The sequence below is a fragment of the Rhizobium sp. P1_E1 genome, from assembly GCF_056406015.1.
Genome location: NZ_JBFUAY010000049.1, coordinates 1 through 20,888 on the forward strand (window position 1 = coordinate 1; position 20,888 = coordinate 20,888).

Here is a 20,888-nt window from a genome sequence, read left to right on the forward strand (position 1 = left end):
GACTTATAGGGGTTGAGCGGCCTCGGCGGCCCCTTCTAACGCCAATGTGATCGTTTTTCAGCCCCACTGCCTCAAGCCATGCACTGTCGCATAACTGTCATGTAAAATTGCCCATTGCGATAGCAGCTTGCGCAAAATATATGCTGCCAGCTAACAAAAAAAAGAATGAGTAAACTGCCATGAGTGCCATACACAAACTTTTCCACCGCAATCTCCTGACCCGCTTCGTTGCTGGTCTCGGCGCGGTTCCCCAGCGTATTCGCGACGCACGCGAAGAGCGCAAGCCCGCCATCCATCCATCCTTCATGGACGATTTCGGCGCCTGAAGCGCGTAGCGAACTTTTAAGTTCGCTTACCGCGCTTTCGCCTTTGGTTTCGCGCATCTGTTTATCGCGAAACCGCTCCACACATTTGCGCGACATGCTTTGGCCATCCAAGGCATCCGCTCGCCGCCGGGTAAGGTAGTGACCTCATCCCGGCTGGCGCGCATCCTCAGCTGACTACGGGTGCGGCCGGTCGCCCCAGCTGGAGATAGGCTGGCCGGCCTTGGTCGCCACCCTGACGTCATAGAGCGCGAGTGAAGCCTGGAGCTGGCGCATATCGTTGCAGCGGTTGATGATGCCACCGATATACTGCACGCAATCGCTGGCGCTGCCCTGTACCGAGCCCGTGGCCCAATCCTTGACGATTCCGTCGGCGCCCACCAGGAAATAGGAAAGCCGGTTGTTCTGCGAAATCGTGGAACTGCCGACCAGGCCGGCGAAATTCGTGCCGGTCTCGGTCTGGGAGCCGGGCGCCATATGCCGGTAGATCGTCATGCCGTTCATCAATGGCGTCGCGCCGATCATCGGCCCGAAGGTCGCTTCGGAGCCGGAAAGCCGCGCCATTGGCGACTGGCCAAGATTGGCGACCTCCGCATAGGGCTTGCCCAGCGCATAGCTGGTGTAAGAGCGGTTGGCGGCGTTCTCCGCCTTTTCCGCCACCTGAGAGCACCCCGCCAGACCGATGGCGAGGCTGATCGAAAGAATTGCCATGAAGCGCATGCTGCCCCCTTGCCGGCCGCAGCAGCGCGGCCGCCGTTTGTTCCTTAACCCGCCGTATTTGCTATCAGGTTTGCAGGATTTGGGAAGCGGTCGCGCCAGAGCAGCATTGTTTGCTACAGCTTTACCGGCGTGCCGTGTGAGTCCCCTCTGCCCAGGCCCGGGCAGAGGGGGGCGGCCACAGCCGGCGGTCATGATCAAGCCACGGCGGACAATTCCTTGCGGAACCAGATCCGGTCAACGGGCCGGCCTCCCGCGTGCCCGCTGATCCTGCCGAATTCGACATATCCGAGCTTCGGGTAAAAATCCGGGGCCTGGGTCGAGAGCGTGTCGACGCAGGCCGCGACCGCGGCGCGGCGACGCCCTTCTTTTTCGGCCGCCGCCATCAATTTCGTGCCGATGCCGCCCAGCCGCAGCGATTTTGCGACCCACAGATTACCGATGAAAAGAACCGAGAAGGAAACGGACGCCGTTATTCCGGCGATAAGCCCTCCGTTCTCTCGCCAAACGATGGCAAAAGCCTCGCGTCTGATCTCAGCGCTCTCGTTGAAGGCGTTCAGGCCGTCGGAAATCGCGGTGGCGATCTCGGACGGGACGGGATCGAGCGTTTCGAACATTGCTTCCTCGTTGTCGATGGTCGCCACATGATAGCGAGCCGTCGGTTCCGGTCCAGCCGTTTCGGCTCTTAAGAGTTGGCGGACGTCCTGCAGGTACAGGCTCCGATACAGGCATCCCTGACATTTTTTTCTCGCTACACATGCGCCTGTCTTTTCCGCCGTAATAGCTTCACAATCAACCGACAGAAAGCTCTTCCGGGAAACGACAACCAAGGAATGAAAACATGGCGCCGATCTATACCAGAACAGTCCTGATGACCGCCCTTTTGGCGCTGCCGCTCGCCGCCGCAGCGCCCGCCTTCGCGCAGGAGATGAAGCCGCGCGAGCCGGTGATTTCGGTGACCGGCGATGGCGAATCGTCCGTCGCTCCCGATATGGCCATCGTCAATTTCGCCGTCGTCAAACAGGCGAAAACCGCCCGCGAAGCGCTCGACGAGAACAACAAGGCGATGAACGACGTGCTTGCCGCGCTGAAGAGCGGCGGCATCGCCGAGCGCGACCTCCAGACCTCCGGCTTTTCCATCCAGCCGCAATACAATTATCCGCAGCCGGTCGACGGCCAGCAGCAGCAGCCGCAGCTGATCGGCTACCAGACCATCAATTCGGTCACCGTCCGGCTGCGCGATCTCGCCAAGCTCGGCGCGGTGATCGACCAGTCCGTCAGCCTCGGCATCAACCAGGGCGGCGACATCCAGTTCACCAATGACAAGCCGGATGCCGCCATCGAAGAGGCGCGCAAGGATGCCGTCGCCGAAGCGGTCAAAAAGGCGAAGACGCTGAGCGAAGCCGCCGGCGTCAAGCTCGGCCGCATCATCGAGATCAACGAGAATGTGCCTCGCGCAATGCCGCAGCCGGTCTATCGCGCTACGATGATGAAGGAGGCCTCCGACGCTGCCGTTCCCGTCCAGAGCGGCGAGAACAATTACAATGTCAGCGTCACCGTGACCTTCGCCATCGAGCAGTAAAATGAAAGCGCCGCGCCTCTTTTCAGGCGCACGGCGCTCAAACTGCTGTCAAAGTCTACCGACTTCCTGCTGATTGAGACACGCAACATCTCGGCTCTGGAGATCGGCGAGACCAGCCCCTCATCCGGCTGCCGCCACCAGCCGGATGAGGGGCAGCCATTGGCGCCAACCGGACAGCCGTGGCACAAGACCCACGATGATGCCGGAGGAAAGAGCGCAGTCAAACTGAGCGCACAAAGAAAACCGCCCTTGCCGATCCGGGGAGACTGGCAAAGGCGGTTGTGGCCGCCGCATCGGGGAGACGAGGCGGTATTCGACCTTGATATCAGCGGCGCAGAGCGGGGCAACCGCGCACATTGCCGAAGCTCATCTCATCGGGGCCGCGACGGGTCCAACCCTGGACGATCACGCGGCGCGGCGTGATGTCGACGACCCGGGCGCGGCGGAAGCCGTAATCGCGAGCGAGGTTTTCGGCGAGCTGCGGATTGCAGCCGCGCGACGGGCGGCCATAGCCCGGAAGCGGACGGTCATAACCCGGAGGCGGACGGTCATAACCCGGAGGCGGACGGCGATAGTCCTGCGGCGGACCCCGGTCCGGCTCGCCAATAATAATATTCAACTGGGCGGCGGCAGGCGCCACCGTGCCGGCCAGGGTACCGGCTGTCAGCATGACGGCAAGACCCGCCTTTGCCAGAAACTGCATCATCGAAAAACCTTTCGTTTGAAAGTCGGGCCGGTCAAGCCGCCCTCCCCATTCGTCCGCATTACGCCGAAGCGTCATTTGGGAATCACTCATACGGGTCAGAGAAGAGACGGCTGAAAGTGTCAGCGTCAAGGCAAAAACGGGGCGGCAAGCACCACATGGGCGCTTGCCGCGGAGTCCTCAGCGCCGGATCAGCGGGCAGCCGCGGACATTCGCGAAGGTAATCCTGTCCCAGCCGCGGCGTTCGCGCCCCGCGACGACAACGACCCGTGGCGACATGCGGGTGATGTGGGCGTCCCGCAGGCCGAAATCACGCGCCTTGCGCACCGCATGCATCGGCGAGCAGCCGCGTATCGGACGATGGTATTGCGCCTCGACGATAAAGCTCGTCTGCGGCCCTGCGGCGGCGGCCGTGGAAACTGTGGCCGGAATGGTGCAGAGGGCGAGCAAAGCGGCAAGCGAAGCCTTAGTCAGGAAATGCGTCATGGGGTGTCTCCGTCGATTGGTATTACCTAAGCTCTCCCTTCAGGGATTGTCTCGACAGTAACCGCCGCAAACTGAACGGTGTTCGAACCGGGCATTCAGTTTGCATTCACAAGAATGAATCCGGTTTCAGCTGCCAAGATGCAGCACGATTTCGCGCCGGTGCGGCCGGTCGCGATGTTCGTAGAGATAGATACCCTGCCAGGTGCCAAGCATCAGCCGCCCCCTGGCGACGGGAATGCCGATCGAGACCTGCGTCAGCGCCGCCTTGATATGCGCCGGCATGTCGTCCGGCCCCTCGGCCCGATGCACGACCCAGCCCATCGAGGGATCGGAGGCCGGCGGCACGAGGCGGCGGAAGAAGGAGAGAAGATCGGTGCGCACGTCGGGATCGGCATTTTCCTGGATCAGCAGCGAACAGGAAGTGTGGCGCACGAAGACGGTGAGAAGCCCCTCCTCCCGCCCCGACGCTCTGACGAAGGCCTCCGCCTGGTCGGTGAATTCGTAAAGGCCCTGTCCGCGTGTGGACAAGATGAGGATCGTCTGAGGCAAGGCGCTCTCCCGTCTGGAATGACATCTCCCGGGAGTTGGCGCGCCGTGACGGCCAAGTCAATGCTTGCCTCACGCAAGTCTACACGCGCCCTGGCAAGGCGGCATCAGAGCTTGAGCATCATCTCGAAGCCGCCATAGATCATCCGCTTGCCGTCGAACGGCATCTGCCATTGGTCGCCCTTGAGTCTCGGATCGTCCATCACCTTCGCATTGATATCGTCACGCTCCTGCCGGGACCGGTAGACGATCCAGGAAAACACCACCACCTCGTCCTCCTTGGCCTGCACGGCGCGGGGAAAGGAGGTCAGCTCGCCATAGGGCACGTCGTCGCCGATGCATTCGACATATTCGAGCGCGCCATATTCCTTCCAGATCGAGCCGGCGAAGGTCGAGAATTCTTTGTAAGCATCGACATTCTCCTTCGGCACCGCCACGATGAAACCGTCGACATAGGACATTGCGCTTCTCCTCCACCTGCCCTCGTTAGCGGGAGAGATAGGAGATCGGTCGGGCAGGTCCAGGGATAAAGCGCGCGGCAGCGACGGGCAATCAGGGCCCGTTCACCAGCTTCAGGATGAGCTGCTGGATATTGCCGCCGTCACCCATTTCGATCTTGTCGAAGTCACGGCCGCGCTGGCGCTGCCTGCCGGAAATCTCGCCGAGGCGGCGGGTCAGTTCGATCCGGATCTTCTTGCAATCGGGATCGTCGGCGACGGTGAGGCCGATGCTCGTCGCCTCGATTTCCTTGACCATCTCCTTGATGGTCTCGCCATGCACCCGCTCATGGGCCTGCACGCCTGATATGAAGGCCTGCCAGCTGCTCTTGACGGCGGCCGGCAGCTCGGCCGCCGGCTTCGGCAGCGTATAGGTGATGATCAGCTTCGGCCGGTTGGTCGTGATCACGCAGGCGTTTCCCTGCGGTTCGTATTTCCGGGTCCAGGTCAACTTGAACGTCGTATGCGCGATCACCCTGCCCGCACCGGCTTCAGGCCCTCGCGCCCCAATCGATTCATAGAGCTCAGCGCCCGTTTTGCCTGATATCGAATAAGGCCGCACCTCTTCGACCGCCTGCCACTCGGCCAGCGCCATAGCCGGCACCGACGTGAAAACTGCCGCCAGGACACAGGATAGGAAATTTGTCGTCGTCACGCGCGGCTCCGCCGAATGATATTTGGGGCGAACCTAACGGGAGCGGTCGCCGCTTTCAACGCGTCATGCATGCACTAGCCCTGCAGCGTCTTGACCTTGGTGAGATCGGGGAAGAGCCGCATCCACAGGAGCACGACGACGATCGTGCCGAACCCGCCGACAACGCCGGTGGCGACGGGCCCGAGGGCTGCCGCCATCATGCCGGATTCGAATTCGCCGAGCTGGTTGGAGGTGCCGATGAACAGCGAGTTGACGGCACTGACGCGGCCACGCATTTCGTCCGGCGTCAAAAGCTGCACCAGCGAGCTGCGCACGACGACGCTCACCGTGTCGGACGCGCCGACGACGAGCAGCGCTACGACGGAAAGCGCGATATTGGTGGAGAGCGAGAAGACGATGGTGGCGACGCCGAACACGGCGACGGCGGCAAGCATCTTGCGCCCGACATTGCTCTCGAGCGGCCGGCGGGCAAGCACGATCGACATGGCGAGCGCGCCGACCGCGGGCGCCGCGCGCAGCAGGCCGAGCCCCCACGGACCGGCATGCAGGATATCGCGGGCAAACATCGGCAGCAGCGCGGTCGCGCCGCCGAGCAGCACCGCGAAGAGATCGAGCGAGATCGTGCCGAGCATCACCGGTCGGCTGCGGATGAAGGAGACGCCGGCAAAGACCGAGGCTAGTGTCACCGGCTCGCGCTTGGCAGGGCTCCATTGCATCCGGATCGAGATGACGTTGAAACTCGCAACGGCAAAAAGCAGCGCTGCTATAGCAAAGGGCGCGACGGGATGGAGGCCATAAAGCAGGCCGCCGAGCGATGGGCCGACGATCAGCGCCGTCTGCATCATCGAAGTCGAGGTTGCAACCGCCTTCTGCAGCATCGAGGCCGGCACGATGTTCGGCAGCAGCGCCGCCATGGTCGGGCGCTCGAAGGCGACGACGGCGCCGAGCACCGTGACGGCGGCAAGGATGCCGGCCGGCGTCAGCCATTGCTGCCAGGTGGCGATCGCCAGCACCAGGGCCGTCACCGCCTCGATCAACTGGCAGACAAGCCCGATGCGCCGCCGGTCGAACCGGTCGGCGACATGACCGACGACGAAGGTCAGCACCGCCATCGGCAGGAACTGGCAGAAGCCGACGAGGCCGAGCGCAAAGGCGCTGTGCGTCTGATCGTAGATCATCCATCCCATGGCGATGCCAATGGACTGGAAGGAGAGCGAGGAAAAAACGCGGGAGGCAGCGAAGTTCAGATAGCCGGGGTGGCGAAGAACGCTCCCCGGTCCTTGGGATATGTCCATTGCGATGTCACCGGCCGGCAGCGTGGGTCCGCCAGCCTTTATAGAGTTTTTGAATGCCGGAACGGTGTTCTGCTCGAATGGATGGCTTGTCAATCGGAATGAGCTGCGCTCACCGGATTGCGTTAGGCCCGGGCCTTTGCTCATACAAAATATGGATGAGGCGATATATCAGGTATCAATTTCCGATATGGAGCGGCTGGCCGTAGCCTCATTGCTGTTACCAAACCAAGAGGCTTTCGATGACCATCGACACCACGGCAAGTACGCTGACCGCAGAGCAGCACGCAACGCTTGAAACCTTCTACGGCGCCTTCACGCGCAAAAATCCCGATCTTCTCGATGAGGCCGTCACATCAGGCTGGCAGGATATTCCGCTCGCCCCCGGCCAGGGTCCCGGGCCAGCCGGGCTGAAGCCGATCATCCTCGGCTTTATCGAATCCCTGCCGGATGTGGAGATCGTGGTCGACGAAGTGATCGGCTTCAACGACCGCGCCGGCGTTCGCGCCCGTATCGTCGGCACCCAACGCGGCGCGCTCTTCGGCATTCCGGCGACGAATCGCCGAATCGAGATCGCGCTCCATGAATTCCACCGCTTCGAAGGCGACAGGATCTCCCACACCTGGCATCTCGAGGACTGGTTCGGCATGCTGCACCAGCTCGGCGCCTGGCCGCCGAAGACGACGTCCCTTCATCCGGAGAGCGCGTGATGAAGGCCGCCCGCATCCATGCCTATGGCGCGATATACGATATCCGGATCGAGGATGTGCCCGAGCCGGTACCCGGCCTTGACGACGTGCTCATCCGTGTCGAGGCGGCCGCCCTCAATCCAATGGATAACAAGCTGCTTGCCGGATATCTGAAGGACTTTTTCCCCCTCGCCTTCCCCTATACGCTCGGGACCGATCTCGCCGGAACGGTGGTTGCAACAGGCCCGCTCGTCGCCACCGTCAGGCCGGGTGACAGGGTGATCGCGCGCACCGATCCGGCAAGCGGCGGCGCCTTTGCCGAACTGGCGGCCGTGCCCGCCCGATTGGTCGTTCCGATGTCGGCCGATCTGCCGCTCGCAAGCCTCGCCGGCCTGCCGACGGCTGCGGCCAGCGCCTGGCAGGCGCTGTTCGAGGCCGGAGCCGTCCAGCCCGGCCAATCGGTGCTTATCCATGCCGGCGCCGGCGGCGTCGGCAGCTTCGCGGTTCAGCTTGCAAAGCGTGCCGGCGCGCATGTGACGGCGACAGCCTCCGCGGCCAATCTCGACCTCGTCCGCTCGCTCGGCGCTGACGGGGTGATCGACTATCGCAACCAGGATTTTACCGCCTTCGCGACGGGCCTCGACCTGGTGATCGACACGATTGGCGGCGAAACGCTGGAGCGATCACTCGGCATCATCCGCCGCGGCGGCAAGCTCATCGGCCTTTCCGCACCGTTCGACACCGAAGGGCCGAAGGCGCGCGGCATCGATGCGCAATTCCTCTTTCACCAGAGCGATGCCGGCCGCCTGGCTGCGGTGGCGGCACTTGCCACAGATGGCCGTCTCCAAAGCGTCATCGGCCAAGAATTCGCCCTTGCGGACACGTCCGAGGCCTTGCGGTCCCTTTCGAAGGGTGGCGCCCGCGGCAAGACGCTGCTGATGGTGTAAGGCGAGCTGGCGACTTCACAAGCAGGATCAGTTCGATTCCCCGAGCCGATCCTGCTTTTTCGCCGCAACTGACCCGATCAGTTCGCGGAACCACTGCTGCCCGACATGGGAATCGTTGCGGCGATGCCATGACAGCGCAAAGGAGACCGGCAGCAGCTCGATCGGCGGCTTATGGAGAGACAGCTGGGCGCGGCTATCCGAAACGTCGACGATGCCGCGCATCAGCGTGGCGACGAGATCGGTCTCGGCGACGATCGCCGGCGCCGCATACATCTGCGGCAGCGTCAGGCCGAGCCTGCGGCGCAGGCCGAGTTCCGAAAGCTTACGGTCGACATGGCCATAACGATCGCCTTCCGGCGATACGAGCAGGTGGTCGAGCGCGACGAAAGTATCGAGATCGAGACCCCTTGCCGCCGCCGGATGATCGGCGCGGACGATCGAAACGAAGCTCTCCTCGAAAAGCAGCCGGGAAAGGATGCGTGGCGACGTGGAAACCGGCACGCCGACCGCCGCATCGACCTCGCCAGCATCGAGCATTTCCACCGCCTTTTCACGGGCGATGAAACCCTTGACATCGATGCTGATATTGGGCGCGGCCTGCCTGATCGCAGCCAGCAGCTTCGGCAGAAGCACGAAGGCTGGGTGTTCGGAGAGACCGAGCCGGAACGAAGCCGATGACGACCGCGGGTCGAAGACACCGCTGAAAGCCAGCGCCTCCTGCGCATGCCGCAGAGATTTTCCGATCGGCTCGGCAAGATCGAGCGCGCGCGGTGTCGGCTCCAGCCCGCTCGGGCTGCGCACGAAGAGCTCATCCTGAAAAAGCTGGCGCAACCTGGCAAGTGCAGCACTCATCGCCGGCTGGGTGCGGCCGATGCGGGCGCCGGCCCGGGTGACGCTGCGCTCTGCCATGATCGCGTCGAAGGCGACCAGGAGGTTGAGATCGACCGCTGGAAGGTTATTCATGATGTGGATGATCCCGGTCGACGACTATCGACCGGCAACATGTTGCAAACCCCGTTTAGATGCAAGAACCATGACGCCCTAGCGCGGTTCCCTGGAGATGCTGAGATAGCCGGGATCGAATTCGGCGATTTCCTGCAGGCGTTCCCAGTCGACGATGGTGATCGTCCGGTTCTCCCAGATGAACACGCCCTCGCGCCTCAGCGCCTGCAGCGTCTTGTTCAGATGGACGACGGAAACGCCGAGCACGTCGGCCATCTCGATCTGCGTCAACGGAAACTGGAAGCTTGCGCCCCGCGTCCGCTTCACCACCTGCAGCCGCACGAACAGTTCGCAGACGAGGTGGGCGATATGGGCGCGCTTGGAGCGCCGGCCCATGGCGACGATCCACTCGCGGTGGATGGCGCCATCGACGAGCGTGTCGAGCCAGAGCAGCCGCGTCAGGTGCGGCATGCGCTCGGTGATCGTTCTGAGATCGCCGTGGTCGGCGAAGGCGACATGGCAGGACGACAGCGCAACGATGCCGTGATCCATCTTCTTGATCGGGAAAGCGTGCAGATCGACGAAATCGCCGGCGACATGCAGTGCGGTGATCTGGCGACTGCCATCGGCCATCACCTTGTAGCGCGCCGCAAATCCATCAAGCAGCAGCGTGCTGTAACCCGGCCTGCTCCCTTCGGAGACAAGATCCTCCCCGGCAGCAAAATACCTGTCTTTGACGATGATCGCTCTGAGATGGCTTTCCTCTTCGGCCGACAAAATATCGCGGCTTCCAAGGTTGAGCAGCAGGGATTCAATCACGGTCTTGCCCGCCCGATATTGCTGGAGCCCTGATCCATTTCGATGCGACCTATATTTTCTATAAGAATCAATGCCTAGCCTCGGGAACAATTGTCTTCATCTGTGATTTCTCCTGTGACGCGCAGGAAAGAACATGGCTCGCTACTATTTCGATCTACACAACGGGGAAGGCCCCACGCGCGACGAGCACGGTACCGAGCTCAGATCTCGTGAAGACATTCCGAAGGAGCTGACCCGCATCCTGCTGGATGTGGCCCGCGACGAACTGCCCGCGGGTGATCGAATGACGATCGCCATCACCGTTCGCGACGAGAGCGGCGATCCGGTCACGGTTGCCAGCCTCGTCTTCAACAATGAATGGCTCGACGTCTTACGATAGCGGTTGCCGTTTAGGGGCTGCCGCCGGTCACTCCTACGCATCAATCCGACTCGGTCGGTTGGCGCGACGCTAAGACCCGCCTTGATAGCCGGCAATTAAATTTGACATAGTCTTTTGATTGCTTTGGCTCGATCGACCGGCATTCGCAGCTTGGCGTGCCTATCGTGGCTGTTTCGCAATTTCTTCGAGAATCAGCCGGATTTCCGCGAGCGGTCGCCGGCTTTCATCGAAGAGTTCCACCGACATCATGTTCAGAGGTGCAGCCGGCAGACCTTCGGTGGCCATCTCCGCCAACACGCGCCGTGCCTCCGCTTTCGCAGCTTCGATGGATTCAAAATCATATGCCGTCTCGGTCGTCCCGGCGCCATCACGATCGAAGAGCTGAAAATAGAATTTTGGCACGACACATCTCCCCGCTAGATGACCCTAACGGTCCGGCGGCAAACATGTTCCGCCGGAACGGGTTCAATGTCATGCCTGCCGTCAGAAGGCGCCGGCTTCCGGAGAGGCCATCTCTTCGATACCGTCGACGCGGTCGGGATAGAAGGCGAGATGGTCCTTGATGCTGCTGACCACGGCATTCGGCGCCTCGTAGGTCCAGACGGCATTCTTCGAGCGCTCGCCGCCCGGAATGATGCTGTAATAGGAGGCGTCGCCCTTATAGGGGCAATGGCTGCTATGGTCGGTGCGCTGAAGCAGCGACATGTCCACATCCCTGCGCGGAATATACTGCACCGGCGGATAGGAGGCCTCGCACAGCGTCAGCGCATCGCGCGTATCGGCAATCGTCTTGCCGCCGAGCGTGACGACGACGCGGGAGGGATTGTGTTCGACGGTGATCGGATGATCCGGCCCCGGAATCTTGAACGACTTGTCTGACATCGGGTTCGTCTCCAGAAGCTATCGATCGCATAGAGATAGGGCGGGCATGCCGCCGGCCCAAGACCACGAACGTTGCTTTCCCTGAAACGCTGCGCCCTTTAGAACTCGAAACGCGGCGACACCGGACTGAGCATCGCCGTTTTCGCCGCCGCCGGCCAGTGCCGTGCAAGCGCATCCGCAACTGTTTCGACCAGCCTGGCGATGTCGTCGCCGGCGGAGGCGTGCAGCGCCTCGGCAACGATCAGCACCGAGCGCGTCGTCGCCCGCACCGCCGAAAGCCCGCTCTGCCGGTTCGTCCAGCGCCGCGCATGCGCATTCTGCGCCCCATCTGCGAAGATCACCTCGTTTGGCTCCGGATGTTCGCTCTCGCCGCCAAAGGTCAGATAGGTCTCGTCACCCCCAGCCCGCCGGACCTGGAGATCGCCTACGATCTTTTCAGCGTCGAAGACGGCGACCGGAATGGCGAAGGCAAGCGAAATCGCATTGCAGAGATCGATGAGCGGATGCAGGCGCGGCAGCGCATGTTCCTGGCGGAAGCGGCGCAGCAGCGCCTCGGAAGCGCAGCGATATTGCGTCGGCTTCAGCCCCATGCGGGAAAAGCCGCGCCGCCAGGCCTGGATTTCGGGGAATTCGCCTTCCTGCGCTTGCGCCAGCCGGGCCTCGGCGATTGCGTTGAAGTCTGCGATCGCCGCTTCGACATCGGCATCCGCATGGATCCCTCCCGCATGCAGCGCGCCGGCGCGAAGCTCTGGAAAGGCCTGCCATATGGCATCGGAATGGCTGAACTGCATGATCTATCTCCCGCCGGCAAGTTTGACCGTGCGGGTCCCGGCAAAGGCGAGACCGAGCACGGCCGCAAGCACGCAGGCGATGCCGGCGAGCTGGTGGAGCCCGACCGGTTCGCCAAGGAGGATGAAGGCAAGCATGACGGCGGAAACTGGCGCAACCGCGGTGAAGAGTGCGGCTTCGGTGCCGCTCACCCTTTCTGCCCCCGCATACCACAGCAGAAATCCGCCGACGGTCGGCACCAGCGCATAATAAAAGACGGCGGCGACAGTGCTTGCGGAAATACCCTGTGCGAAAGGCGCTTCGAAAATAGCGGCCGGGATGGCGGCAACGATGAAGCCGATGCCGGTCATCAGCGTCGACTGGGCAAGCGGCGCAATCTCCGTCTTCAGCTTTTTGTTCAGCAGGATGAACAATCCCTCGCAGACGACCGCCAGGAAGATCAGCGCATTGCCGGAGAGCGATCCGCCGGCCGCATCCGGCGTGAAGGCGATCGACAGCACGCCAGCCGTCGCAAGCGCCACGGCCAGAAGCAGGGCACGCTGCGGCCGTTCGCGAAGCAGCAGGATGGAGATTGCGGCCGCCACCACCGGCAGCGTGCCGATGATGACGCCGGCATCGGCCGCCGAAGTCAGGCTGAGGCCGGAGATCAGCAGCGTCGTATAACCGACGCTGCCAGCCCCCGCCTGAATGAGGAGGATGAGGCGGTCGCTCCTGGAGAGTTTCGGCAACCGCGCGCCGGTCGCCCGCATCAGCAGGAGAAAGACAGGAAAGGCGATGGCGAAGCGCAATGCGGTGGCGCTGAACGGCGGCAGACCCGACGCGATCAGCTTGCTGGCTATGACGGTGCTTCCGACCGTCAACATCGCCAGCGCCAGATAGAAAAACCCATGAACCTGCCTCGACATCCAGCTTCTCCTGTTGCGCGAGCCGAGGAAACAGCAGGAGCCGGTCGGGGTCTTGAACGAAATTGCAGCCGCAAAATCGACGTTCAGACAAAGGCGCCGGCATAGAGGCGCGGCGACAGACCGTATTTGCGCACGAAGACGCGCGTCATGTGGCTCTGGTCGGCAAAGCCGCTGGCAAAGGCGGCTTCCGCCAGCGGCATGCCCTGAGCGATCAGCCGCCTCGCGATATGGATGCGGGCCTGGATGAGATAGGCATGCGGCGTCAAACCGGTCGCCTTGGCAAAACCGCGCAACACCTGGAAGCGGCTCAGCCCGCTTTCCCTGGAAAGATCGGCGAGCGAGACGGCGGCAAGCGGATCGTCGTCAATCAGGTTTCGGGCGGCGCGGATCGACGCCGGCACCAGTGGCCGCTCTTCGGTAGCAAAGCGCTCGCGCATGACGTCGGCGACGAGTTGCAGAAGCAGTTCCTCGCAGAGCAGCCCATCCGCCGCCGCGCCGTCGGTCACCGCGCCAAACAGCGTTTCGAAACGGGCGGCGATCGCCGCATTGCGGATGACCGGATGCGGGATTTCCGATCGCCCCGCCCCGCCTTCGCCGATCTCTTGCGACAGACCGGTGACGATGGCGGGATCGAAATAGAGGATGCGCCACGATCGCCCCTCACCGATCGGCGCGCCGTCATGCACCTCGTTCGGATTGACCGTGATGATGTCGCCGGCCTCTGCCTCCACCATGCCGCGGCCGCTGAGCGAAGATTGCGCGCCGGCGGAAATCAGGCCGATGCCGAACTGCTCATGCGTGTGCCGGTCGAAGCTGTGAGGCGTTTCCGCTTCCACCGCTTCGACGCCAGCCAGCGCCGAGCGCAACATCCTGAACTGGTTTTTCGCCATTTTCTGCCCGCAGGTCCGATCACCGGGCACTCTGCCAGCCGCATGGGCATGACGCAATCGTTGCAGCCTGGAGGCCTAGAAGAACTCGTCGAGCAACTGATAGTATTCGAGCCGAGCCGGATCGGTGGCCGGCATGCCATAACAATCAAGGAAGGGCTGCACCAGCGCCTCGCCGAAATTATAGGCGATGCTGCGGCAGGCGAGCGCGATATCCTGATAGCGGTCGGCGACACCGAGACGGCTGCAATCGATATAACCCGAAAATCCCTCTTCGGAGGCGATGAAATTCGGCAGGCAGGCGTCGCCATGGGTGACGACGAGATCCTCGCCGCCTGGCCTCCCGCTTTCGAGTTCGGCAAACAGAGCCTCGGCACTCTTTCCAAGCCGCGTCTCATCGAAATCGGTCTCGTCGACGATGCCGGCCTGCATCCGCGCTTTCGCCGCCGCAATACGCGTCTCCAGCCGATGGTCGAAGGGGCACGATGCGATCGGCAGGCGGTGCAGGTCAAGAAGCGCCGCAGCCAGCAATTCGACCCGCGCAAGCGGCGTCAGCGCCGATGCACTGGCGAGGTCACTCCCGGGTAGCGCGCTGATCAGCAGCCGGTTGTGCACACCGTCGCTGTCCTCTGCAATGAAATCGGGACAGGACAGACCGCAAGTCTTGAGCCAGCGAAGCCTGACTGCCTCGTCGGCGAGTTCGCAGAAAGCACCAGCCTCTTCGACCTTCAGATAAAGCGTCGGCAACCCAAGAGCTTCCAGCCGGAAGACACTCGCGGCGGAACGGCCGAGTGCATCGCGCTCGAACCGGTAACCGGCCAAACGGGCATCAAGTGCGCCCGCCGACGGCGGTTGATCCTCTTGAAAAATCGACATGATATCTAGGCCATCGATGCTGCGGCATTATCCCGACCGGACGGGAGACCGCAAGCGGCACGGTCAGTCAGCGCACATCGGCACTGAACCCTCTGCGACCTCAATGAACGGTGTCGGCGGGCGCGGCTTCGAGAAGGATTTCGAAAGCCTCTTCCAGAGCAGCCACCAGAATATCGGTCAACTCGTCGCCCTTGTTTTCCAGGAACAGCGCGCTCACGGCTTCGTCCTGACGCTCAAAGAAACGCTCGATCTCATTCGACATATCATTGTCCTCTTCTTCACCGGATCATCACGGCCATGGGAAGAAGCTAGGTAGGGTTGCTTGCGCGTGGCTGTTGCCGGTGAGACGCAATCCAGGTCACGAGGACTAGTCACGAATTTCATATTTCGCATACTGACTGCGGGGGATCAATCCACCAACTTCGTGGGCAAACGACACGACTTTCGTGGCGTCCTCATCCACCTCGCAACGGAAACGAACCTGGTACCAGCCCTTAACTGTGCCAAAGGCTGCATCTCTCACATCAAGGATGGTACCGGTTCGCAATCCAAAACTAGGCAATGCGGACGGGAAATAACGCGGCGAACCGTGAACGAGTTGGCCCTGAAGCTCGGTGGCGCAAAGCGTGGCCACTCGCTCTTTGCGCGGAAGACCACTGACCGCAGTTTGCGCAAACAAACTGCCATCTTCCGTCCGTGAAAACAGAGTTTTTGCCTTGGGCAGATCGTCTTTAGCTATCACTTTCGGTTTCTCAGCGGTCTGCTGCTCCGGCGGCTTGGCCTCCTCGATACTTGTATTGGCTTCGCCAGAGACATCTGTCGGCGGCCCATTACGCTCTGGGGAAACGTCGGTCGTCGCGACCTCAGGAAGCTTCACATCGTCCGGCACCGGCTTTGACGGAGGCTCCTCAGTTTTTGGTTTTTCTGCGGCAGCCTTTGTCGGCATCTGCGCCGGTTCGGCATCGTGCTGCGGCGGAGTTGTTGCGGGTTTGTTTTCGCCCTGAGAAGAATTTCCCGCCAACGACTTTTCGGGGCCGCTATTCCTGTCGCCAAACTCGATGACAGGGCTCAGAGTCGGCATAGGCCTCGGCTTAGTTTGCTCGGGAGTCTTGCTGGCCGGCGGAGGTGGAGGAGGAGGAGGCGGTGGCGGCGGAGGCGGTGGTGGTGGCGGTTCCTTCTTGGCCTCTTCCGGCGGCTTCGGCTCCGGTGGTTTTTCCTCGGGCTTGGGCTCCGGCTTCTTCTCCTCCGGCGGCGGAACGAGCTCCACTTTCACGCTCTCGTCTTCGACAGGCTTCGGCTCGATCTTCGGCAGCCCGAAAATCAGAAGAGCAATGATAGGAATATGCGCAACAACAGACACAAYGACGCCCCAGCGGATTTCAGGCCGCTGTTTTCCCGTTTCATGCTGCGTTTCCGCTGGTTCCACGTCTTCTTCTGTCACAGCAGCGATGTGGCCTCTAAAGCCGGCAGCATCAAGCCACAAAAGAAAAAAACCGCGTGATCGCAACAGCCATTTAAAGTGCTACAGCGTCCTTTGCGCGTCCGAAAAGACGCGCTACGCTATAGTGTCATTGGTCGGCGGCTCCATCGTCGGCCACCAGATCATGCGCCTGCCATTCGCTTTGCGGAATGGCATCGCCGATGAGAAAGGCGAAGGAAGCGACCTTGCCGGAGCCGGCATCGAGTTGGCATTTGAACTGAACTGCGGAAGGCGCCGCCCTTCACCTCGACCCTGTTGCCGGTGACCTTTTCCGCCGCCATCGCATAGGGCGCGAGCGCATCCGGCGCCATCGCCGGCTGCGCCCGGCGCACCTGCTCCATCGCCTCCAGATCACAAAGCTGTAGATTGCGCTCGCTGCCGGCAAGGCCGCGCAGCGCCTCGCGGGCGCGCCGGCTGCGCGAATCTGACAACACCGTCTCCGAAAACAGCTGGCCCGCCTGGACGAATACACCAGGCTTCGGCGGCACCGGAGGGACGGAAGCCACTTCAGGCGACCTCGCGGCCGTCGGCGCCTCCTCCTGATGCGGCGGAGCGATCTCCTGGACCGACGCACTCGCGTCCGGCTTTGCCGTAGTGGGTGCAGGCGTCTCGACCCGCTGCGCTATCGCAGAAGGTTTGGCGACTTCGGGAACGATATCAACCGTAATGCCGTCGTCCGGCAACGGTGCCGGCGGCTCAGGTCTCGGAAGCAGCAGGAGCAGCAGTGCAAGCATGACGGCATGCAGAGCGAACGAGGCGAAAGCGCCCCGCTCGATGCCTTCGTCCCGATTTTCCCACACCAGTGCCATCGCTCAGGAAGCAGCTGTCGGACAATCGAAGGCGGCCATAAAACCCGGGAACGCTTTCATCAAGAGCCCTGCCGATACGCCACGAGGAATTAAGGACAGGGCGACAGTGCCAGTCTGACGCGAGTTGCGCAACGCTTATGATCCCCGATAGCGTTCCTTTGTCGCGATCAACCAAGCGAGCCGATGATCTCTCGATAGGCCGCCTCCGGGAATGCCTTCAGTGTCTGGGTGCGGACATTGCCGCCCATCGCCAGCGAGAGGCCAAACCGCGCCATGACGGCATCGTCAGGCGCTTCGCAGACAGCCACCATGTCGTGGCCGCCCATCGTCAGAAAGAACTGGTTGAAGGAGCCGCCCATGTCGCCGAGCAGCTTCTTCGCCGCATCCAGCCGTTTTGACGAGTCGCGAACATTGCGCACACCTTGGTCCGTCCAGTTGATCAACACAATGTAAGTGGTCATTTTGCACCTCCCAGCGGAGGATTCGCCCGACACGGGCATGCGTCGGTCCTCGCTCGCGCATCGCGATCGATTTCTTCCCCCGTGGCCGGACTATAATCTTGTCACCACCAAGCGACAAGAAAGCCGCCGGGATCATTGGTATTAGGCATGTCGCCCAAAAGTGTGCGGCAGTGGCGCAAAGATCGAAAGAAAAAGCCGGACATGAAGCCCGGCTTTCGCAATCGTAGAGATCTTGTCGTCCCTCAGCTGTCGAGGAACGAGCGCAGCTTTCTGGAGCGGCTCGGATGCTTCAGCTTGCGCAGCGCCTTCGCCTCGATCTGGCGGATACGTTCGCGGGTGACCGAGAACTGCTGGCCGACTTCTTCGAGCGTGTGGTCGGTGTTCATGCCGATGCCGAAGCGCATGCGCAGAACACGTTCTTCGCGCGGCGTCAGCGAGGCGAGAACGCGGGTCGTCGTCTCGCGCAGGTTCGCCTGAATGGCGGCGTCGATCGGCAGCAGCGCGTTCTTGTCCTCGATGAAATCGCCGAGATGCGAATCCTCTTCGTCGCCCACCGGGGTTTCGAGCGAGATCGGCTCCTTGGCGATCTTCAGGACCTTGCGGACCTTTTCGAGCGGCATGGCGAGCTTTTCGGCCAGTTCTTCCGGCGTCGGCTCGCGGCCGATCTCGTGCAGCATCTGGCGCGACGTGCGGACGATTTTGTTGATCGTCTCGATCATGTGCACCGGAATGCGGATCGTGCGGGCCTGGTCGGCGATCGAACGGGTGATCGCCTGGCGGATCCACCATGTCGCATAGGTCGAGAACTTGTAACCGCGGCGGTATTCGAACTTGTCGACCGCCTTCATCAGGCCGATATTGCCTTCCTGAATGAGGTCGAGGAACTGCAGGCCGCGGTTCGTGTACTTCTTGGCGATGGAGATGACCAGGCGAAGGTTCGCTTCGACCATTTCCTTCTTGGCGATACGCGCTTCGCGCTCGCCCTTCTGCACCATATGAACGATGCGGCGGAATTCCGAGATCGAGATACCGGTTTCGGTCGCCAGATTCTGGATTTCCTGGCGGATGTCACGGATCGTCGTGTTTTCGCCCCTGGCGAATTCCTTCCAGCCGCGGGCGGCCAGATTGCCGATCGACTTCATCCAGTTCGGATCGAGCTCGGCGCCCTGGTATTGCTCCAGGAAGGAGTCGCGCTTGACGCCGTAGGATTCGGCCAGACGCAGCAGGCGGCCCTCGTTGGAAACGAGGCGCTTGTTGATGTCGTAGAGCTGCTCGACGAGGGCGTCGATGCGGTTCTGGTTCAAGGACAGAGATTTGACAGCCTTGATGAGCTCATCTTTGAGTTCCTTGTAACGGCGCTCCTGGGCAGTGGACAGCGTGCCGGAAGCCGACAGCCGCTGCTCGACCTGCTGGTCCTGCAGCTTGCGCAGCTTCTTATAGGTCTCGGCGATCGTATCGAGCGTCTCCATCACCTGCGGGCGAAGCTCGGCTTCCATCGCCGCCAGCGAAAGGTTGGATTCGTCCTCGTCCTCTTCCTCCTCCTCGGGAGGCAGGCCTTCGCCGCCGACATCGGTGATGTCGTCGTCGCCGGAGCGGGCGCGACGGGTCTTTTCCTTCTCTTCTGCGAGCTTGCGATCGGCTTCGATCTTCTCCGGGCTCTGGAACTGCGGCGCAGCCTTGGCTTCAGGGCCGGAATAGGTCGTTTCGAGATCGATGATCTCGCGCAGCAGCGTCGTGCCTTCGTTGAGTTCGTCACGCCAAATGATCAGCGCCTGGAAGGTCAGCGGGCTCTCGCAGAGACCCGCGATCATCGTCTCGCGGCCGSCCTCGATGCGCTTGGCGATYKCGATTTCGCCYTCGCGGGAAAGAAGCTCTACCGAGCCCATCTCGCGCAGGTACATGCGAACCGGATCGTCGGTACGGTCGGTCGGTTCTTTTTTCTTGGCGGTCGCCAGCGCCGTGCCGCTCGAAGGCGCGAGTTCGCCGCCTTCGCTCTCCTCGTCGCCGCCGGCGTCGTCGTCATCGCTGCCGCCGGAAGCACCGGCTTCCTCGGCTTCCTCGTCTTCAATGACGTTGATGCCCATGTCGGACAGCATCGACATCGTGTCTTCGATCTGCTCGGACGTCACTTCTTCGGACGGCAGGACCGCGTTAAGCTCGTCCATGGTCACATAGCCGCGCTTCTTGGCGGCCTTGATCATCTTCTTGACCGCGTCGTCGGAAAGATCGAGAAGAGGGCCGTCGCTTGCGCCGTCGCGTTCGACTTCCGCGTCTTCGTTCTCTTTGACCTTGGTTGCCATTTATATCGTCGCCTTCCTGACGCTATCCAATCTCGCTACGGTGAACGGGCTGTCTCAGGGCCTGACGCGCCGCACGCGCCGCCCTCGAATCACCTTTGCCCACCTAACGGGATGACATTTAAAGCCTGATTAACCACGATTACCGGCACCGGACAGCAAAGCTTTCTTGCTCTTGGATTTCCGGCCATGGTTGCGCGATCCGCCTTGACCCAGTTCACCATTCAACAAGTCGAACGGTGATTCCCACATTTTTTGTTCTCGTCAAGCTTTTCCAGAAAAAAAGCCCACAAAAATACGGAAAAAGCCTTATCCACAGGCTTTGAACCGCGGCAGCGATTGCGAACCCTTATTTAAGATGCGGCGAACAAAAGACAAGGGCAGCAAATATTTTGCCCGCCGTACCCAGTTGTTTCCATCATCTTTGCAGTTGTGCAGACGGTATATGCACCTTTAGAGCGCCCTGCGTCCTTTCGGACGCACAAAGGACGCTCTAACTCTTTCAATCCTCGCATCGTGCTTTCCGAAAATGATTCCGATTCTCGGGCCGATGCGCCGGCCTGAGAAATAGTGGCTAACGCGCCGCGCCGTCATACGCCTTCACTGTCAGCGCGCCGAGATCGACCGCGGGAATGCAGCGCAGATTGATCGAAGCCATTGCCGCGCCGTCCGGACCCACGCCTTCGCCGAACGGTGCAATGCCGCAATTGGCGCAGAAGTGATGCCGGATGACATGCCGGTTGAAAGTGTAGGTCGAGACATTGTCCTCCGGTGTTTTCAGCACCAGCTTCTCGCGCGGCACGAAGGCCAGAAGTCCGCCCCGCCGGCGGCAGAGCGAGCAGTTGCAGTCGAGCGCCTCGGTGAATTCGCCTTCGACTTCGAAAGCCACATTGCCGCAATGGCAGCTTCCTTCATAGCGCATGTC

Annotated in this window: 26 protein-coding genes and 1 pseudogene; 5 read left to right on the plus strand and 22 right to left on the minus strand. The window is 61.8% G+C overall.

The genetic code is table 11. The features are described 5' to 3' along the window. Positions 1 to 179 precede the first annotated feature (179 nt). Positions 180 to 326 carry a hypothetical protein gene (locus tag AC1D1Z_RS17735; RefSeq protein ID WP_164902606.1) on the plus strand — a complete coding sequence of 49 codons (147 nt, stop codon included), beginning with the start codon at positions 180 to 182 and terminating at the stop codon, positions 324 to 326. 174 nt (positions 327 to 500) lie between these two features. Here AC1D1Z_RS17735 and AC1D1Z_RS17740 read toward each other — a convergent pair whose 3' ends face one another. Both AC1D1Z_RS17740 and AC1D1Z_RS17745 read right to left on the minus strand, forming a co-directional pair. Beyond that, entirely contained in the window at positions 501 to 1,043 is a 543-nt protein-coding gene (locus tag AC1D1Z_RS17740; RefSeq protein ID WP_130652800.1) for a hypothetical protein, read from the minus strand. 194 nt (positions 1,044 to 1,237) lie between these two features. Continuing rightward, the gene (locus tag AC1D1Z_RS17745) at positions 1,238 to 1,684 is read right to left on the minus strand and encodes a GNAT family N-acetyltransferase (protein ID WP_130653551.1); all 447 of its coding nucleotides are present in this window, start codon (positions 1,682 to 1,684) and stop codon (positions 1,238 to 1,240) included. Positions 1,685 to 1,881: 197 nt separating this feature from the next. On the opposite strand from AC1D1Z_RS17745, the gene AC1D1Z_RS17750 reads away from it, so the two are divergent. Continuing rightward, positions 1,882 to 2,622, plus strand: a complete 741-nt coding sequence (locus AC1D1Z_RS17750) for an SIMPL domain-containing protein (protein ID WP_018242956.1) — start codon at positions 1,882 to 1,884, stop codon at positions 2,620 to 2,622. A gap of 325 nt (positions 2,623 to 2,947) precedes the next feature. Here the strand turns inward: AC1D1Z_RS17750 and AC1D1Z_RS17755 are convergent, their stop codons facing one another. The 6 genes from AC1D1Z_RS17755 to AC1D1Z_RS17780 form a co-directional block, all read right to left on the minus strand. Beyond that, the gene (locus tag AC1D1Z_RS17755) at positions 2,948 to 3,328 is read right to left on the minus strand and encodes a hypothetical protein (protein ID WP_018446610.1); all 381 of its coding nucleotides are present in this window, start codon (positions 3,326 to 3,328) and stop codon (positions 2,948 to 2,950) included. Positions 3,329 to 3,505: 177 nt separating this feature from the next. Next, positions 3,506 to 3,811, minus strand: coding sequence for a hypothetical protein (locus AC1D1Z_RS17760; protein ID WP_018242958.1), 306 nt, complete (start codon positions 3,809 to 3,811; stop codon positions 3,506 to 3,508). Between the two features lie 126 nt (positions 3,812 to 3,937). Further along, positions 3,938 to 4,360, minus strand: a complete 423-nt coding sequence (locus tag AC1D1Z_RS17765) for a secondary thiamine-phosphate synthase enzyme YjbQ (protein ID WP_018446611.1) — start codon at positions 4,358 to 4,360, stop codon at positions 3,938 to 3,940. A gap of 104 nt (positions 4,361 to 4,464) precedes the next feature. Beyond that, positions 4,465 to 4,818, minus strand: a complete 354-nt coding sequence (locus tag AC1D1Z_RS17770; protein WP_018242960.1) for a DUF1428 domain-containing protein — start codon at positions 4,816 to 4,818, stop codon at positions 4,465 to 4,467. 91 nt (positions 4,819 to 4,909) lie between these two features. Next, positions 4,910 to 5,449: a DUF922 domain-containing Zn-dependent protease gene (locus tag AC1D1Z_RS17775; RefSeq protein ID WP_050565075.1), complete on the minus strand. Its 540-nt coding sequence runs from the start codon at positions 5,447 to 5,449 to the stop codon at positions 4,910 to 4,912. A gap of 134 nt (positions 5,450 to 5,583) precedes the next feature. Then, positions 5,584 to 6,804: an MFS transporter gene (locus AC1D1Z_RS17780; RefSeq protein ID WP_026230697.1), complete on the minus strand. Its 1,221-nt coding sequence runs from the start codon at positions 6,802 to 6,804 to the stop codon at positions 5,584 to 5,586. A 239-nt stretch (positions 6,805 to 7,043) separates the two neighbouring features. Between AC1D1Z_RS17780 and AC1D1Z_RS17785 the strand changes: the two genes are divergently transcribed. Together AC1D1Z_RS17785 and AC1D1Z_RS17790 are read left to right on the plus strand one after the other, a co-directional pair. Beyond that, the gene (locus AC1D1Z_RS17785; protein WP_047618415.1) at positions 7,044 to 7,511 is read left to right on the plus strand and encodes an ester cyclase; all 468 of its coding nucleotides are present in this window, start codon (positions 7,044 to 7,046) and stop codon (positions 7,509 to 7,511) included. Next, positions 7,511 to 8,437: an NADP-dependent oxidoreductase gene (locus tag AC1D1Z_RS17790; protein ID WP_130652801.1), complete on the plus strand. Its 927-nt coding sequence runs from the start codon at positions 7,511 to 7,513 to the stop codon at positions 8,435 to 8,437. Before AC1D1Z_RS17785 ends, AC1D1Z_RS17790 begins: the two co-directional genes overlap by 1 nt. A gap of 27 nt (positions 8,438 to 8,464) precedes the next feature. On the opposite strand, the gene AC1D1Z_RS17795 is transcribed toward AC1D1Z_RS17790, so the two are convergent. Together AC1D1Z_RS17795 and AC1D1Z_RS17800 are read right to left on the minus strand one after the other, a co-directional pair. Next, positions 8,465 to 9,400, minus strand: coding sequence for a LysR family transcriptional regulator (locus AC1D1Z_RS17795; protein WP_018242965.1), 936 nt, complete (start codon positions 9,398 to 9,400; stop codon positions 8,465 to 8,467). Positions 9,401 to 9,478: 78 nt separating this feature from the next. Further along, positions 9,479 to 10,198 carry a Crp/Fnr family transcriptional regulator gene (locus tag AC1D1Z_RS17800; RefSeq protein WP_018446617.1) on the minus strand — a complete coding sequence of 240 codons (720 nt, stop codon included), beginning with the start codon at positions 10,196 to 10,198 and terminating at the stop codon, positions 9,479 to 9,481. A 133-nt stretch (positions 10,199 to 10,331) separates the two neighbouring features. On the opposite strand from AC1D1Z_RS17800, the gene AC1D1Z_RS17805 reads away from it, so the two are divergent. Then, positions 10,332 to 10,577 (plus strand): DUF6894 family protein, encoded by a 246-nt coding sequence (locus AC1D1Z_RS17805; protein ID WP_018242967.1) that lies wholly within the window; start codon positions 10,332 to 10,334, stop codon positions 10,575 to 10,577. A 159-nt stretch (positions 10,578 to 10,736) separates the two neighbouring features. Here AC1D1Z_RS17805 and AC1D1Z_RS17810 read toward each other — a convergent pair whose 3' ends face one another. The 12 genes and pseudogenes from AC1D1Z_RS17810 to AC1D1Z_RS17865 all read right to left on the minus strand — a co-directional run bounded on the left by AC1D1Z_RS17810 (position 10,737) and on the right by AC1D1Z_RS17865 (position 20,885). Continuing rightward, positions 10,737 to 10,979 (minus strand): DUF6894 family protein, encoded by a 243-nt coding sequence (locus AC1D1Z_RS17810; protein ID WP_018242968.1) that lies wholly within the window; start codon positions 10,977 to 10,979, stop codon positions 10,737 to 10,739. 81 nt (positions 10,980 to 11,060) lie between these two features. Further along, the gene (locus AC1D1Z_RS17815) at positions 11,061 to 11,459 is read right to left on the minus strand and encodes a DUF427 domain-containing protein (protein ID WP_130652802.1); all 399 of its coding nucleotides are present in this window, start codon (positions 11,457 to 11,459) and stop codon (positions 11,061 to 11,063) included. A gap of 98 nt (positions 11,460 to 11,557) precedes the next feature. After that, positions 11,558 to 12,250, minus strand: coding sequence for a B3/B4 domain-containing protein (locus tag AC1D1Z_RS17820; protein ID WP_130652803.1), 693 nt, complete (start codon positions 12,248 to 12,250; stop codon positions 11,558 to 11,560). Between the two features lie 3 nt (positions 12,251 to 12,253). Then, positions 12,254 to 13,153: a DMT family transporter gene (locus AC1D1Z_RS17825; protein WP_130748014.1), complete on the minus strand. Its 900-nt coding sequence runs from the start codon at positions 13,151 to 13,153 to the stop codon at positions 12,254 to 12,256. Between the two features lie 83 nt (positions 13,154 to 13,236). Further along, positions 13,237 to 14,043, minus strand: a complete 807-nt coding sequence (locus AC1D1Z_RS17830) for a helix-turn-helix transcriptional regulator (RefSeq protein ID WP_130652805.1) — start codon at positions 14,041 to 14,043, stop codon at positions 13,237 to 13,239. Between the two features lie 75 nt (positions 14,044 to 14,118). Next, positions 14,119 to 14,916 carry an APH(3') family aminoglycoside O-phosphotransferase gene (locus tag AC1D1Z_RS17835; RefSeq protein WP_130652806.1) on the minus strand — a complete coding sequence of 266 codons (798 nt, stop codon included), beginning with the start codon at positions 14,914 to 14,916 and terminating at the stop codon, positions 14,119 to 14,121. Positions 14,917 to 15,016: 100 nt separating this feature from the next. Then, positions 15,017 to 15,178 (minus strand): hypothetical protein, encoded by a 162-nt coding sequence (locus AC1D1Z_RS17840; RefSeq protein ID WP_018446623.1) that lies wholly within the window; start codon positions 15,176 to 15,178, stop codon positions 15,017 to 15,019. Between the two features lie 105 nt (positions 15,179 to 15,283). Beyond that, positions 15,284 to 16,399 (minus strand): DUF930 domain-containing protein, encoded by a 1,116-nt coding sequence (locus AC1D1Z_RS17845; RefSeq protein ID WP_477851425.1) that lies wholly within the window; start codon positions 16,397 to 16,399, stop codon positions 15,284 to 15,286. 85 nt (positions 16,400 to 16,484) lie between these two features. Next, positions 16,485 to 17,205, minus strand: a pseudogene (locus AC1D1Z_RS17850) (DUF930 domain-containing protein). Positions 17,206 to 17,372: 167 nt separating this feature from the next. Further along, positions 17,373 to 17,666 carry a GYD domain-containing protein gene (locus tag AC1D1Z_RS17855; protein ID WP_018242976.1) on the minus strand — a complete coding sequence of 98 codons (294 nt, stop codon included), beginning with the start codon at positions 17,664 to 17,666 and terminating at the stop codon, positions 17,373 to 17,375. A gap of 242 nt (positions 17,667 to 17,908) precedes the next feature. Beyond that, entirely contained in the window at positions 17,909 to 19,966 is a 2,058-nt protein-coding gene (rpoD, locus tag AC1D1Z_RS17860) for an RNA polymerase sigma factor RpoD (RefSeq protein WP_477851414.1), read from the minus strand. Positions 19,967 to 20,537: 571 nt separating this feature from the next. Next, complete coding sequence (locus tag AC1D1Z_RS17865; protein ID WP_130652808.1) at positions 20,538 to 20,885, minus strand: GFA family protein; 348 nt, start codon at positions 20,883 to 20,885, stop codon at positions 20,538 to 20,540. Between the last annotated feature and the right edge of the window lie 3 nt (positions 20,886 to 20,888).

Bases quoted from the DNA above. Each gene is read 5' to 3' on its own strand.
- AC1D1Z_RS17735 (WP_164902606.1), top strand. From the start codon at position 180: ATGAGTGCCATACACAAACTTTTCCACCGCAATCTCCTGACCCGCTTC.
- AC1D1Z_RS17740 (WP_130652800.1), bottom strand. From the start codon at position 1,043: ATGCGCTTCATGGCAATTCTTTCGATCAGCCTCGCCATCGGTCTGGCG.
- AC1D1Z_RS17750 (WP_018242956.1), top strand. From the start codon at position 1,882: ATGGCGCCGATCTATACCAGAACAGTCCTGATGACCGCCCTTTTGGCG.
- AC1D1Z_RS17755 (WP_018446610.1), bottom strand. From the start codon at position 3,328: ATGATGCAGTTTCTGGCAAAGGCGGGTCTTGCCGTCATGCTGACAGCC.
- AC1D1Z_RS17760 (WP_018242958.1), bottom strand. From the start codon at position 3,811: ATGACGCATTTCCTGACTAAGGCTTCGCTTGCCGCTTTGCTCGCCCTC.
- AC1D1Z_RS17770 (WP_018242960.1), bottom strand. From the start codon at position 4,818: ATGTCCTATGTCGACGGTTTCATCGTGGCGGTGCCGAAGGAGAATGTC.
- AC1D1Z_RS17775 (WP_050565075.1), bottom strand. From the start codon at position 5,449: ATGGCGCTGGCCGAGTGGCAGGCGGTCGAAGAGGTGCGGCCTTATTCG.
- AC1D1Z_RS17780 (WP_026230697.1), bottom strand. From the start codon at position 6,804: ATGGACATATCCCAAGGACCGGGGAGCGTTCTTCGCCACCCCGGCTAT.
- AC1D1Z_RS17785 (WP_047618415.1), top strand. From the start codon at position 7,044: ATGACCATCGACACCACGGCAAGTACGCTGACCGCAGAGCAGCACGCA.
- AC1D1Z_RS17790 (WP_130652801.1), top strand. From the start codon at position 7,511: ATGAAGGCCGCCCGCATCCATGCCTATGGCGCGATATACGATATCCGG.
- AC1D1Z_RS17795 (WP_018242965.1), bottom strand. From the start codon at position 9,400: ATGAATAACCTTCCAGCGGTCGATCTCAACCTCCTGGTCGCCTTCGAC.
- AC1D1Z_RS17805 (WP_018242967.1), top strand. From the start codon at position 10,332: ATGGCTCGCTACTATTTCGATCTACACAACGGGGAAGGCCCCACGCGC.
- AC1D1Z_RS17815 (WP_130652802.1), bottom strand. From the start codon at position 11,459: ATGTCAGACAAGTCGTTCAAGATTCCGGGGCCGGATCATCCGATCACC.
- AC1D1Z_RS17820 (WP_130652803.1), bottom strand. From the start codon at position 12,250: ATGCAGTTCAGCCATTCCGATGCCATATGGCAGGCCTTTCCAGAGCTT.
- AC1D1Z_RS17825 (WP_130748014.1), bottom strand. From the start codon at position 13,153: ATGTCGAGGCAGGTTCATGGGTTTTTCTATCTGGCGCTGGCGATGTTG.
- AC1D1Z_RS17830 (WP_130652805.1), bottom strand. From the start codon at position 14,043: ATGGCGAAAAACCAGTTCAGGATGTTGCGCTCGGCGCTGGCTGGCGTC.
- AC1D1Z_RS17835 (WP_130652806.1), bottom strand. From the start codon at position 14,916: ATGTCGATTTTTCAAGAGGATCAACCGCCGTCGGCGGGCGCACTTGAT.
- AC1D1Z_RS17840 (WP_018446623.1), bottom strand. From the start codon at position 15,178: ATGTCGAATGAGATCGAGCGTTTCTTTGAGCGTCAGGACGAAGCCGTG.
- AC1D1Z_RS17855 (WP_018242976.1), bottom strand. From the start codon at position 17,666: ATGACCACTTACATTGTGTTGATCAACTGGACGGACCAAGGTGTGCGC.
- AC1D1Z_RS17865 (WP_130652808.1), bottom strand. From the start codon at position 20,885: ATGCGCTATGAAGGAAGCTGCCATTGCGGCAATGTGGCTTTCGAAGTC.